The 14255-nt window shown below is 54.8% G+C and carries 9 protein-coding genes and 1 tRNA gene; 8 read left to right on the top strand and 2 right to left on the bottom strand.

Annotated features, from left to right (window positions below):
* Positions 1 to 82: 82 nt before the first annotated feature.
* The 6 genes from ACQ9LF_RS06380 to ACQ9LF_RS06355 all read left to right on the top strand — a co-directional run bounded on the left by ACQ9LF_RS06380 (position 83) and on the right by ACQ9LF_RS06355 (position 8823).
* Positions 83 to 1192: a hypothetical protein gene (locus tag ACQ9LF_RS06380; RefSeq protein ID WP_462488546.1), complete on the top strand. Its 1110-nt coding sequence runs from the start codon at positions 83 to 85 to the stop codon at positions 1190 to 1192.
* Between the two features lie 212 nt (positions 1193 to 1404).
* A complete protein-coding gene (locus ACQ9LF_RS06375; protein WP_462488545.1) occupies positions 1405 to 1986 on the top strand; it encodes a pyruvoyl-dependent arginine decarboxylase in 582 nt (193 codons plus the stop codon).
* Between the two features lie 37 nt (positions 1987 to 2023).
* Positions 2024 to 2890: an agmatinase gene (gene speB, locus ACQ9LF_RS06370; protein ID WP_462488544.1), complete on the top strand. Its 867-nt coding sequence runs from the start codon at positions 2024 to 2026 to the stop codon at positions 2888 to 2890.
* A 258-nt stretch (positions 2891 to 3148) separates the two neighbouring features.
* Positions 3149 to 4585: a DEAD/DEAH box helicase gene (locus tag ACQ9LF_RS06365; protein WP_462488543.1), complete on the top strand. Its 1437-nt coding sequence runs from the start codon at positions 3149 to 3151 to the stop codon at positions 4583 to 4585.
* Positions 4586 to 4770: 185 nt separating this feature from the next.
* Positions 4771 to 7617: an isoleucine--tRNA ligase gene (gene ileS / locus ACQ9LF_RS06360; protein WP_462488542.1), complete on the top strand. Its 2847-nt coding sequence runs from the start codon at positions 4771 to 4773 to the stop codon at positions 7615 to 7617.
* A 60-nt stretch (positions 7618 to 7677) separates the two neighbouring features.
* On the top strand, positions 7678 to 8823 hold the full coding sequence (locus ACQ9LF_RS06355) for a radical SAM protein (RefSeq protein ID WP_462488541.1): 1146 nt from the start codon (positions 7678 to 7680) through the stop codon (positions 8821 to 8823).
* Positions 8824 to 8903: 80 nt separating this feature from the next.
* Here ACQ9LF_RS06355 and ACQ9LF_RS06350 read toward each other — a convergent pair whose 3' ends face one another.
* Positions 8904 to 9332, bottom strand: coding sequence for a response regulator transcription factor (locus tag ACQ9LF_RS06350; RefSeq protein WP_462488540.1), 429 nt, complete (start codon positions 9330 to 9332; stop codon positions 8904 to 8906).
* Positions 9333 to 9366: 34 nt separating this feature from the next.
* Positions 9367 to 11139 (bottom strand): sensor histidine kinase, encoded by a 1773-nt coding sequence (locus ACQ9LF_RS06345; protein ID WP_462488539.1) that lies wholly within the window; start codon positions 11137 to 11139, stop codon positions 9367 to 9369.
* Positions 11140 to 11568: 429 nt separating this feature from the next.
* Here ACQ9LF_RS06345 and ACQ9LF_RS06340 point away from each other — a divergent pair.
* Together ACQ9LF_RS06340 and ACQ9LF_RS06335 are read left to right on the top strand one after the other, a co-directional pair.
* Positions 11569 to 11639 (top strand) — tRNA-Gly (locus ACQ9LF_RS06340).
* 246 nt (positions 11640 to 11885) lie between these two features.
* Complete coding sequence (locus tag ACQ9LF_RS06335; protein WP_462488538.1) at positions 11886 to 14090, top strand: GH92 family glycosyl hydrolase; 2205 nt, start codon at positions 11886 to 11888, stop codon at positions 14088 to 14090.
* Positions 14091 to 14255: the final 165 nt, after the last annotated feature.

The following is a 14255-nucleotide window of genomic DNA, read 5'->3' as shown; positions in this document are numbered from 1 at the left end:
ATAACCCGGTACAATAATACAAAACAAGTCATATTCGATGGAAATTACAGAAATTTCAAAGAACACAACCGGGGCCTCTTTTATGACACACGCACGCCAGATCCACGACGGCCGGGCGGTTTATATTTACGCCTATGATATAGCTTACGAAATCAACCTGGAGCAGGTCGGTTTTTTATTGTCAAAACCGCTGCAGGAATACGCGATTGGGCCCAGCAAACGCAGTCCGAAGTATTATTTCTTTTATCGGCCAAAATTTTGCCGGTTATCGGACGAGAAATGTCTGCTGCATGGTCGCCCCGTTGTTCTCCAGTGGGACGTCAAGGTCTTTAGTGTCGGGGCGATCAGCATCGAGGTTTCCCTGCCGTTTACTGGGGTAAGCCTGCTTGAGCTGGTTGGTTATCACGACCCCGTATTTGATGACAATATAAGTCTTGAAATGAAGGTCCGCAAGCAGGCGGAGTTGATCTTGGCCGAACTGCGGCCACGCTGTATTAATCCGGTGGAAACCATAGGTCAGTCTGAGGCATATACAGTCTTTTGCCTGAATCGAATGTCGGAGGGACCTAACGCGGAGAACTGGCTCAAAGAAAACAGGCGTGCGGTGGCAGCCTTGCTTGTGGAGGAAGATAATCCGGAATTGCTGTCTGAACAGGAGGTCTCAGAAACAGTCGGACGGTATGCCAGTTATTATGAGAAAGATATGGTGGTTGTGGACTGGGATGCAGCTTTGGTGATTGACGATGGAGAAAGCCTTGAAGACATCCTGCATATTATGGAACTGGCCAATGTCCAGCTGGCCGAGTTGGAGGCTTATGACCGGATACTGGATGAGTCGCTCCAGAATGCCTACCGGGATTTGAGCCGCCGGCAGGGGCGAGTCAGTGGCAAGCGGATTCGGGGGCGTCTGCGTGAGATTCGGGTGGATATGACCCGCATTACGGATGAATTGACCAATATTACCAAGTTTTTCGGGGATTGGTATCTGGCCAAGGTGTACAAAGAGCTGTTTGACCGGTTTCATCTGTCGCAATGGCATCACGTCGTGTCGGAAAAACAGCGGGTTCTGGGTGATTTTTACGGCCTGCTTCAGCAGGAACGAAATAATTTCTGGATGATGGTTCTGGAGACGACCATCGTCCTGTTATTTATCCTGGATTTACTGCTGTTGTTGTGGGGGCATTCGGGGTAAAAATATTGAAAAAATGCTTGCGTCCCCCGGTTTTTTGTGAGATTTTTATTGTACTATAAGTTTCGGGCAGTACAATCGACGCTTTTTCTACCCCGGTGGGTAGGAGTTAATAATCATGGTTTTGCCGTGGAGCAGGCGGAGACAGGCATGGGTCTGGGCCGCTCGTTCCCGGGTAAACAGGTCATTAATGAATGGCAAGAAAGGGTACTTTAGTGAAAAAAATTCCAGTTGAATCGGCGCTGATGACCAGTCTGGTTCCAACACGTATGTTTCTGACCAAAGGCGTTGGGCGAAGTATTTATCAGCTCAAGTCGTTTGAAGATGCGTTGCGTCAGGCGGGCGTAGCCCAACAGAACCTGGTGTCGGTATCGTCGATTCTACCCCCGAAGTGCAGAATTATTCCGCGTGAAGAAGGGGTCAAATCGTTGCGTCCGGGAGCCATTACCTTTTGTGTGATGGCTCGCTGTGATACCAATGAGCATGGCCGTCTGATAGCGTCTTCGGTGGGTATTGCCGTACCGCGTGACCGGAATAACTGGGGGTATCTCAGTGAAGTCCATGGACACGGCATGAGCAAGCAGGAAGCAGAAGATATGTCCGAAGACCTGGCCGCCGATATGCTGGGCACCACGCTGGGACTGGAAGTGGACCCGAACAAGGCCTGGTCCGAAAAAGAGCAGGCTTACAAGGCCAGCGGGCTGTTCATCAAAACCAGCAATATCACGCAGGTTGCCAAGGGACGCAAGGGATTATGGACGACCACCGTTGCCCTGGCGGTATTCCTGTTTGATTAACGTCTGACACATCTTTTTTTCAAATCGCGAGGACCGTATGACAGATCGACTCGAGTTCGGGGATTTTGCGCCTGAATGGACCCGACGGGATACGTCCAAGGTGGTCATTGTGCCTGTGCCGTACGACGGAACCAGTACGTATATCAAAGGGGCCGATCAAGGCCCCAAAGCCATTCTGGAGGCATCACCCAATCTGGAGTTTTACGATATCCAGACAGATTCGGAGGTCTTCACCGAAGGCATTTATACCGATGATGCGGTGGATGGCGATTGGCAGGGGCCTGAGGCCATGGCCGCAGCAGTGCGCTGCCGGATTGCGGGACTGCTGGGTGAAGGAAAGTTTCCCGTGGTGCTGGGCGGGGAGCATTCCGTCAGCATCGGTGCATTTGAGGCGATGGCCCAGCGGTATCCGGACCTGACGATTCTGCAGCTGGACGCGCATTCGGATTTGCGGGATGAGTACGAAGGCAGCAAATACAATCATGCCTGCGTGATGGCCCGGGCCAGGGAGCTGTGCCCGATTGTGCAGGTGGGGATACGCAGTATGGATGTCAGCGAAAAGCCCAGGATGGACAAACGCCGCGTCTTTTTTGCCCATGATATTTGTGATGGGGCGGATCGCAGCTGGATAGAACGATGTGTGGGGCTGCTTGGTGAGCATGTCTATCTCACCATCGACCTGGATGTGTTCGATCCGTCGGTGCTGCCGGCGACAGGAACCCCTGAGCCGGGAGGCATGAGCTGGTATGAGGTGATGGCACTGATGAAGGCGGTCTTCCAGCGGCGGACTGTGGTGGGCTTTGATGTGGTCGAATTGTGCCCCCGCCCGGAGCACTGGGGATCGGACTTTCTGGCCGCCAAGCTGGTTTATGCCTTGTTGACGCTCAAATATCGCTTGAAATAGCAGAGCCTGGAGTAAGTGGGTCAAGTATCTCATTAATATCCAATAAATATTGTTTTGCAGGGGGCACAGATAATATGGAATGCCTTCGGCATCAGTATTTTACATCAGGCACGGAGGCTTGAACTGCTATTGCAAGGAATCTTTGAGGTTTATCTATTTTGTACTATCTATTGCCCTCCGATTAAGGTACAATCCGCAACAACTTCTGATTTTTCACGTTTGAATCATCAGTGTACTATTCATTAATTCAGGACATTTATGCCATTTAAATCGCTTGGTCTTTGTGACCCCCTGGTGCAGGGTATCCTTGCCACCGGCTACACGGCTCCCACCGAAATTCAATCCGAAGCCATTCCCGCTGTTCTTGCAGGCCGGGATCTGATCGGCTGTGCCCAGACCGGGACCGGCAAAACGGCGGCGTTTGTGCTGCCGATTCTGCACCGGCTTTGCCATGAGCAAAAAGCTCCCAAAAAAGGCGTCCGGGCTCTGATTTTAACCCCCACGCGGGAACTGGCCGTGCAGATTGAGGAATGCATTGCCGACTATGGACGTTTTATGAAGCTGCGGGCACTGGCCGTGTACGGCGGCGTCAGTATGGAAAACCAGATTCGCACGCTGCGTCGGGGGGTGGATATTGTGGTGGCCACGCCGGGCCGGCTGATGGATCATCTGCAGCGACAGACGATTGACCTGCAGGCCGTCGAGACGCTGGTCCTGGATGAAGCCGACCGGATGCTGGATATGGGCTTTATCCACGATGTAAAAAAAATCATCGGCCAACTGCCTCAAGACCGTCAAACCCTGCTGTTTTCCGCGACAATGTCCAAAGAAGTCCGCGGGCTGGCTGCAGGCGTGCAGAAAGACCCCAGGATGATTCAGATTGGTCAGCAGCATAATCCCATAGAAACGATTACTCAGCATATTTATCCGGTTCGCAAGGACCAGAAGATGGATTTGCTGCGGCACCTGCTCCAGCACGAAAACATGTACTGTGTGCTGGTCTTTTCCCGGACGCGGCACGGGGCGGACAAGATTAATAAGCATCTGCAGCGGGCGGGGATTAAGTCGGTGTCGATTCATTCCGGCCGGACTCAAAACCAGCGTCAGCGGGCACTGGACGGCTTCAAGCGCAATGAGTACCAGGTGATGGTGGCGACGGATATTGCCGCACGCGGTATTGATGTGGACGGAATTTCACATGTCATTAATTTTGATGTGCCGGCATTTGCCGAAGATTATGTGCATCGTATCGGACGAACAGGACGGGCCAAGGCCCTCGGTGATGCGCTGACGTTTGTATCCGATGACGAAAAAACATATCTTCACCGGATTGAGAAATTTATTGGCAAGAAGCTGAAATTTGAGCCGTGCCCGGCGTTTGCCTCTCGCAAGACGGAATCGAAATCAGACTCGTCCTCCTCGACCCAGCAGCATAAACCGTACCAAGAGAAAACACATTACGAAAAACCTCGGGATGCGAAAGTTCATGAAGGCAAGCGGCATGATGACCGGGACCATGGCGGCAAGCTGCGGCAGGATACATCTCGTCAGGGCAGGTCTGAACAGGGACAATTCTCTGAAAACCGCTCGCATTACCGCAAATCGCAGGGCCGAAAGGCTCAGGGCGGCGTGCCGTCGGGCGGGACGTCGAAATCCTTTCGCAATCGTCGCAAAAAGCACACGCGACGGTTTTAAAACGCACTTCAATCCGTAAACCTCTTATTGGTCGGGCTCCGATGGCGATGATGTTTTCGGGGCCTGTTTTTTTCATATGCCCCCAATAATCCCATTGTCCTTCAAGAATATCCTGTTCGGCGGGTTGACAGGGCGGGGGTTTGGGCGTACCATAGTCTGTTTGAAAACCACAAAGAGGATGTTCTATGTCTGATACTGAAAAGAAAGTGTATAAAGATACGTTGTGCCTGCCGCAGACGAGTTTTGCGATGAAGGCCAATCTGGTCCAGCGGGAACCCCAGCAGCGCAAAGACTGGGATAAGCAGGACATTTATAAGCAGATTCTGGAGAGCCGACAGGGCAAGCCGCTGTATGTGCTGCATGACGGCCCGCCGTATGCCAACGGCGATATTCACATGGGGCATGTGATTAACAAGGTGCTCAAGGATTTCGTGGTCAAGTACAAGACCATGTGCGGATTTCAAGCCCCGTATATTCCGGGGTGGGACTGTCATGGGCTGCCGATTGAAGTCAAGGTGATGGCCGAACTGGGAGATGCGGCCAAGACCATGAGCAAGCCTGAGATTCGCAAGCATTGTCAGAAGTATGCCTCCAAATATGTCAAACTGCAGACCACGCAGTTCAAGTCGCTGGGGATTTTCGGCGACTTTGACAATCCCTATCTGACGCTCAAGCCTGTCTATGAGCAGGGTATTCTGGAAATCTTTGCTGAACTGGTGGGCAATGGGATTGTCTATAAGCAGCTCAAGCCCATTCACTGGTCGGTCGGATGTGAAACGGCGCTGGCGGATGCGGAATTGGAATACCGGGATATTCCCTCGCCGAGCGTGTATGTGAATTTCCCAATGGAGGAGGCATCGGCGGCGAAGGCCCGATCGCTGCTGGGGCTTCAGGATGCGGGCACGCTGTGCTTTATGATCTGGACGACGACGCCGTGGACGCTGGCGGCGAACCTGGCGGTGGCGCTGCATCCGCGGCTGGACTATGTGGGCCTGACCTATACTAAAAACGGAAAGCGATTTACCTCGATTGTTGTCAAGACGCGGCTGGAGGCTGTGGTTCAGGCGGCGGGACTGGAGCCTGGACAGTATACCGTCTCACAGAGCGTCCTGGGCGAACAGCTTAAGGGATTGCGTTATGTTCATCCGTACGTGGAGAAAAACCCGACGGATAAGGACTGCTGGTTTGCGATCAATGCGGAGTTTGTTACCACCGAAGACGGTACCGGCATCGTGCATATTGCCCCGGGACATGGCGTGGAAGACTATCAGGCGGGGATGGCCAACGGGCTGGCGGTCTATTCGCCGGTTCGGGATAATGGCTGTTATGATGATACGGTTCCGGCCTGGCTTCGCGGCAAGAATGTCCTGAAAGTCGATAAAGAAGTCTGTGATCGTCTCGATGCGATGGGACTGCTGGTCCACCAGGCCCAGTTTGTTCACAGCTACCCCCATTGCTGGCGCAGCAAGATGCCGGTGATTTTCCGGGCCACCGAGCAGTGGTTTATCAGCGTGGACCGGGAGATTCCCAAATTCGGCAAGAGCCTTCGGAATCTGGCCCTGGAACAGATCGGCGGGGTGCAGTGGGTTCCTGCCTGGGGCGAAAAGCGGATTCGGGGGATGCTGGAAAGCCGTCCCGACTGGTGCATCAGCCGCCAGCGGTCCTGGGGGCTGCCGATCCCGGCCTTTGTCAACAGCAGGGGCGATGTGCTGCTGACCAAAGACAGCGTGATGGCCGTAGCCCGTCATATCGGGCAAAAAGGCTCCAATGCCTGGTTTACCGATTCGCCCAGGGAGATTCTCGGGGCGGATTTTGTGCTGCCGGACGGGTTTGCCTGGGATGACTTGAAAAAAGAAGAAAATATCTTCGATGTCTGGTTTGAGTCCGGATGCAGTTGGTATGCCGTGGCGGCCAAGGCCGGCTGGCCGATTCCGGTGGATTTATATCTGGAAGGCTCCGACCAGCATCGCGGCTGGTTCCAGTTGTCGCTGCTGCCGGCACTGGGGGCCATCGGCAAGGCGCCGTTCAAAACGGTGTTGACGCATGGCTTTACGGTGGATGAAAAAGGCATGAAGCAGTCCAAGTCTGCCGGCAACTATGTCAGTGCCCTGGAGGAAATCAACAAATACGGGGCCGATATCCTGCGGTTATGGGTAGCCAGTGTCAATTATCAGGAAGACATGCGATGCAGTGACGACCTGATTGGACGACTGCAGGAGGCCTATCGCAAGATACGCAACACCCTGCGGTATCTGCTGGGCAGTATCGACGGCTTTATTCCCGCCGAGCATAGCGTGGCGTATGCCCAGATGCTGCCGATAGACCGCTGGGCGGTCGAAAAACTCGCCGAGCTGATTGAGCAGGTCCGCAAGGCCTATGAGGAATTTGCGTTCCACCGGGTATTTTCCCTGATTTATAACTTCTGCACGGTGGAAATGAGCAGTATCTATATGGATGTGCTCAAGGACCGGATGTATTGTGATGGCAAGACCAGTCTGTCCCGCCGCAGCGGTCAGACGGCCATGTATTGGACGCTCGATGCCCTGACCCGGATGCTGGCTCCGGTGCTGGTTCATACCGCGGAGGAAACCTGGGCAGCCATCGTGCACAAATCGGAGCCTGTCCCCAGCGTGCATCTGGCGACGATGCCTGTGCCGCCGGCAGGGGTGGATTATGCGGCCAATGCCGGCGTCTGGGAGAACATCATGACCCTGCGGGATGAGATTCTCAAGGCTCTGGAAGACCTGCGTAAAAAGGATGTTATTGGCAGTAACCAGGAGGCGTCGGTGGACGTCGTGATTAGCGACAAAGACATGCTGGCTGCCGTCGAGTCGATTGGAGCCGAGGCGATGGCGTCGCTGTGCATTGTCAGCGAGGTCAGGATTTCCAAAGGCGACCAGCTGAAAGTGACTGCCGACAAAAGCCCGTATGCCAAATGTCAGCGGTGCTGGAATTATCGCCCCAGTGTGGGCAACAATGCCGCCTGCGAGGATCTGTGTGATCGGTGTGCGGAGGTGATTGGTTCACGCTGAGACCATCAAACACGATAAAAAGCCCGGGACGACCGGGCTTTTTTATGGCATGGGAACACAATGATTAATATCTCGAAATTATATTGCGACAAGGCCGGGGGTTCGGATGAGCTGCGCTATCCAGCCAAACGCTCACTCAAGCCGATTGTGGTATTTAACTGTACGGCCCGGTGTAATCTGCGCTGTGTGCACTGCTACAGCGACAGCGACTGTGCGACCCGGGCTCAGGAAATGACTACCCGCCAGGCCGAGGATTTCATTGCCAGGGTGGCGGACTATGGCTGTCCGGTCCTGCTGTTCAGCGGCGGAGAGCCGATGCTGCGCAAGGATCTGTTTGGCCTGATGCACTATGCCCGCTCGCTGGGGCTGCGGATTGTGCTGTCCAGCAATGGTACCCTGATTACCGAGGATGCCGCCAGGCGGCTGGCGGATGCGGGGCTGTCGTATGCAGGGATTTCGCTGGACGGTCCGCGGGAGATTCATGACCGGTTTCGGGGTGCGGCGGGCTGTTTTGATGCCGCCTTGAAGGGGATTGAAGCCTGTCAGAATGCCGGACTCAAGACCGGCCTGCGGTTTACCATGAGCCGCCAGAATGTCCAGCATGTGGCGGATATCTTTGAGATTGCCCGGCAACATGGCGTGGGTCGGATCTGTTTTTATCATCTGGTTCGTACGGGCAGGGCGGCTGCCGATGACCTGCGTCCGGCGACCAGCGGGCAGATTCGGGCGGCGCTGGATGAGATTATTACCTGCACCGCGGAAAGTGTTCTTAAAGGCTATGCCGAGGAAGTGCTGACGGTGGGCAATCATGCCGACGGACCTTATCTGCTGCTGCGAATGCATCGGGAAAATCATCCGCACTGCCAGACAGCCCGGGACTTGCTGCTGCGTTCCGGAGGCAACCGGACCGGGCAGAATATTGCTGCGGTTTCCTGGGATGGGGCCGTTCACCCCGACCAGTTCTGGCGCAATCACGCCATCGGCAATGTGCTGGAAAAACCATTCGGGGCCATCTGGGAGGATACCTCGGACCCGGTGATGCGGATGCTGCGGGACAAGGAAACGTATCGGGCCAGCCGCTGTGCCCGCTGCAGGTGGTTTGAGTTGTGCAAGGGCAATTTCCGATGTCCGCAGGGGACCGGAGATGTGTCCTGCTGGTTCAATGAACCGGCGTGCTATTTGACCGATGCGGAAATCGGGCTTTGAGGGAATGCTGCAGTTGCGGTCCGTGCAGGCGACGCCGGAACACACAACGTCCCGACACGCACGTATCGGGACCGGGCTGCTCAGGTATTGACTTTGGTTAACACTTTGCGCTGTTCGAGGATGCTTTCGATCTTTTCCAGCAGTTCGCTCAGATCAAAGGGTTTGATGATATAATCGTCGATGCCGCAGGCGTTGGCCCGGGCGATATCCTGGGTCTGGCTGCGGGCCGTCAGCATAATGACCGAGGGCTCCTGGCCCCAGGGCTGCTTGCGAAGCATTTCCAGCATCTCCAGGCCGTTCATCACCGGCATGATGACGTCCAGCAGGATGACATCGGGTTTTTCCTGCTCGGCGATTTTGAGCCCGTCACTGCCGTTATGAGCGACCACCACCTCAAAGTCATTCATCTCCAGGCGGTCTTTGAGCGTCTGGACGATGTTGGGTTCATCATCGGTTACCTGAATTTTAATTTTCCGTGTTTTTTTCTTGATTCCAAAAAAATCAAACATAAGCCTTACTCCATCAGGTCGGTTGGCTGTGTTGCTACCCGGCAATCAAAGGGGCCAGGTTGTTCCTTGCCGCTGTTTCCAGCGAACCCTTGTCGGTCCCGTCTTGGGGCCAAAGGCTCTTTCCGAGCATCGGCACAATCGGGACATCGATAAAGTATTTTTTCAGATAATTGAGCAGATTCAATTCAATTTTCTGCTGGACGGATTCAATGGATTGTCTGCCGAAATCACCGATAATCAGGACCATCTGATTTTCCCCGCTCTGCAGGGCCAGGTCCAGCTCGCCCGATAAAAAGTAGCGGCTTCGCCCCAGCAGCCAGGCAATGATCTTGCCGGCGGCCTGACGCAGCGGGATATCGCATTTCTGCCGCATTTCAAAACTCAGCAGCATAAAGCAGAATCGTGTGTTTTTCTTTTGTGCGGTCGCAATCACCTGTTCCAGGTGTTTTTGCAGGATTTGGGCCGGGTCGATTTTGGGCAGCGAGAAGAAGAAGCGGCTGCCTTTGCCCGGTTCGCTTTCGACCCAGATGGAGCCGCCATGCACGTTGATAATGCCTTTGCAGATGGCCAGTCCCAGTCCGTTGCCTTTGGAGCCGGGGCCGGCCTGACGGGCGATCTGGTAGAATTTGGTAAACAGTTGTTTCTGCATTTCCGGGCAGATGCCTTCGCCGGTGTCGGCGACTTCGGTGACGATATCCGAACCGCGGTCGTGGACGCTGATGCTGACGGTACCTCCGGCAGGGGAAAAATGAATGGCGTTGCGAAGCAGGTTGCTCAGAACCTGGCGAATGCGTTTGTTGTCGGCATAGACCGGGCAGATGTCCGGCTCAATCCGGCACTCCAGCGTTACCGAGGCCGCAGCGGCCATGTCGGTAAAATCGGCGACGGTGTTTTGGACCAGCGACTCCAGACTCATCACCCGCTGCGTAATCGGCAGATTGCCCGCTTCGAGTTTGGCCACATCCAGCAGGTCATTGATCAAATCCGCAAACCGGTGGCAGTCGTTTTGCATCACCTCCAGATAATGGCGGGTCTTGTCGTTGATTTTGCCGGTCACCCCGGCCAGGATGTTGGATACGGAGTTCTGGATACTGGTCAGCGGGGTACGCAGCTCGTGGGAAATGGCCGCGATGAATTCGGATTTGGTGTTTTCGGCTGCGACTTTGCTGGTGATATCCCGCATGGTAATCACCCAGCCCAGAGACCGTCCCCAGTCGTTTTGCAGCATCGACCAGCGTGTTTCCAGCAGTCGGGCGTGAGCGGATTTAATGCGGAACTGGCCGCTGGTTTGCGAGGCCGAGGTTCCCGACAGACTCATCAAGGCCCGAAATCCCAGATGGTCCAGCAGACGGCTGACCGTGTCAATGTCGGCATTGGCATCCAGTCCCAGCAGGCAACGGGCCGAGGGGTTGGCCACTTCCAGATTCCCCTGCACGTCCAGAATGATGATGCCTTCGGTCATGACTTTGAGGGCCTGCTCGAATTTCTGGGTTGCTGTGGCATAGCCGCTGGAAAGACAGGAGGTGATCTGGTCCAGCGGATTGCTGGCGTTGTCTTTGAGCTGGCTGTTCAGTTGGCCCAGGGTATTCTGGATGCTTTCCACCTCGCTGAGCAGGGCTTGCAGAAGCTGCTGGCGATTCAGCAGGGCAGGCTGGTCATGGTCGTCGGTGGTGACCCCCACGGTATCGACTCCGCTGGAAACCACCGTAGTCAGGACCTCCTGAACCGACATATCGCCGGAAATAACCGTCTGGCAAGGTCCATATTGGACCGGGATGGTTTTGATGACCTCTGCGATTCTGGCCACGCTAAGTCCTTTCTGTTGGTTCGTATTATCAGACAGACCCCAATGTCTGCCGCTGAACATATCGACACAGAATGCAGGCGAATTAATCAGCCCAAAGACCTTAAACCCACCCTCAATCAGGCCAAACCGGATGCACTGACTCCTCAGAGAGCCCGGTTTTGCCAACAACCGATAAAATGAGCGGCATGGCCTCCAAAAATCCGCGTGTCGAGGACCTGCCCTAATCCGGATGCAAAATGACCACAAAGGAAAGGTGTATTTCGCTTTTTTGATGGGGCCGGTCCTCTGAAAATAACCGGCAGCCGGCCAGGGCATAGTCTGATAACTGTTCCAGGCCTGCGCGGGGGGTGGTTTTTTATCGCAGAGGTCCCATTTTCAGCTTGACAAACTCGGCAAACGGGGATATATACCTGCACAATAATGACTTATGCGGGCGTAGTTCAGTGGTAGAACACGTGCTTCCCAAGCACGATATGTCGGTTCGATTCCGGTCGCCCGCAGTTTTTGACCCCTGGGCTGTCTCCATTTCGCCGGGCAGCGTAATCCCTTGTCCTCAAACAACCCCGCATAAGCCCTCTGTTATCATCGCCTTAGGCCTTCGTATATCCTGATGTCGGCATGAATTGCTTAATCAATGTTGAAAGAATGATAAAACATTGATAAAACAATGATAATTTCTTGACTCTGTAGGCAGGGGAGGTAAAATGATTTTTCCTAACTGTTTGTGCTTGAAAGGGATCAATACAATGTGTACGTGGGCAAAAATGAGCGGTATTACGGTAGTGATTCTCCTGTTAGCGGTGATGATGGCCGGATGCACCTCCACCCGGGATGCGGTCAGCGATGTCAATCCCAACATCGGCGGCGTAGGTCATATCCTCCAGCCAACCCGTCCCACCGTCCAGTTGCCCAACCAGATGATCCGGATGTACCCCGAACGCAAGGATTACCTGGACGACCAGATTCGCTCCTTCCCGCTGACGATCGACTCGCACCGGCAGGGATTGCTGTTCAGTATGATGCCCTTCACCGGCCAGCCCGACCCCAATCGTACCCCCATTTCCGCCTGGAACCCCGGCAATGAGATTGCGACGCCGTATTACTATTCCGTCTGGCTCGAAGATTACGATGTGACCCTGGAGTTTACCCCGGGTGCCAGGACAGGCTGTTTCCGGATGACCTTCCCACAAAATGCCCCCAAACACGTCCTGCTGCGGACGATGCAGTCCGGCGAGTGGGCCCAGTCCGATGCTCAGACCGTTACGGGTGTCGAACAGTTTCACGGGATGAAGGCCTATGTCTATGGTCAGTTCAGTCAGCCGTTTGAGTTTGCCCCAGTCCAGCACAACCGCAATCGCAAGGGCGGCCTGGTCAGTTGGACCCGGGACAACCCTGTCGTCATCGAATTCAAATACGCGATTTCCTTCATCAGCGACCAGCAGGCCAGGGCCAATTTCCAGTTTGAGATGGCAGGCCGGTCGTTTGAGTCGGTCAAGGCCGATGCCCGACGGGCGTGGTCGAAGGTATTAAATCAAATCGAAGTGCAGGGCGGCACCGAATCCCAGCGCCGCACGTTCTACACGGCCCTGTACCGCTGTTATGAACGGATGATAGACATCACCGAAGACGGCCGGTATTACAGCAATTACGACAAACAGATTCACACCGCCGACCGTCCGTTTTATGTTGATGACTGGGTCTGGGATACTTATCTGGCCCATCACCCCCTGCGGATGATTCTCAATCCCGACCAGCAGGCCGATATGATTCAGTCGTATGTCCGGATGTACCAACAGAGCGGCTGGCTGCCGACGTTCCCGCTGCTGTGGGGCGACAATCCCTGCATGAACGGCTTCCATTCGACGATTATGATTCTGGATGCCTATCGCAAAGGCATTCGCAATTTCGACACGGCCACGGCGTTTGCTGCGATGAAGAAAAACGCGATGGAAGCGACGATGCTGCCCTGGAAGAACGGCCCGGCCTGTGCCCTGGACCGGTTCTATGCCGAAAAAGGTTATTACCCCGCACTGGCCCCCGGCCAGCCCGAAACTGAGCCGGCCGTCCACGGCTTTGAGAAACGCCAGTCGGTGGCCGTCACCCTGGGCCACAGTTATGACGACTGGGCCTTGAGCCAGTATGCCGCCGAACTGGGCTACGCCGACGATGCCGCCTATTTTGCCGCCCGGGCCAGCAATTACAAGAATCTCTACTGGAAGGAAAAAGGCTTTTTCATGCCCAAAGACGACCAGGGCCACTGGATCGATATCGACCCCAAATTTGACGGCGGCATGGGCGGCCGGGAGTATTACGACGAAAACAACGGCTGGACGTACCTCTGGCAGGTCCAGCACGACATCCCCGGCCTGATGGACCTGATGGGCGGCAAAAAAGCCTTCGAACAGCGGCTCGATCAGCTTTTCCGCGAAGACCTGGGCCGCAGCAAATACGAACTGTGGGCCCGATTCCCCGATTTTACGGGTATTGTCGGCCAGTTCTCCATGGGCAACGAACCGAGCTTCCATATCCCGTATCTCTATAATTTCACGGATTCCCCCTGGAAGACCCAGAAGAAAATCCGGATGCTGCTTGATGCCTGGTTTCCTGATACGATCTTCGGCATCCCCGGCGATGAAGACGGCGGCGGCATGTCGGCCTTTGTGGTCTTTTCCTGCATGGGGTTTTATCCGGTGACGCCGGGCCTGCCAACCTATGCTATCGGCAGCCCTGTCTTTGAGAAGGTGACCATCCATCTGCCCAACGGCAAACAGTTCACCGTGTCGGCTCCCGGCTGCTCCCAGACTAACATGTATATCCAGAAGGCCTTCCTCAACGGCAAGCCGCTGAACACACCGTGGATCACTCACACCGACATCGTCAACGGCGGCGAGTTAAAACTGATTATGGGCCCCAAGCCCAATACAACCTGGGGCGTCAAGACAAACGGATAAGCCCTGTCCACAGACCTCTTGCCCAGACCGTCGTAACACTCACAGCCGGACTGCGTTACCCCGTGCCTGTTGCACTCGGGTCTGACTTTATTGTGAAAACGGAACGACTTTTGGCAAAGATGCCCAGGGGCAGAGGTTGACATCTTCGGGATATTTGACATATTC

The organism is Anaeroglomus insulsum (assembly GCF_050689095.1).
GTDB classification, from domain to species: Bacteria; Planctomycetota; Phycisphaerae; order Sedimentisphaerales; family Anaerohalosphaeraceae; genus Anaeroglomus; species Anaeroglomus insulsum.
Note: the sequence above shows the minus strand (reverse complement) of the source record. Positions and strands in the feature narration are given on the sequence as shown.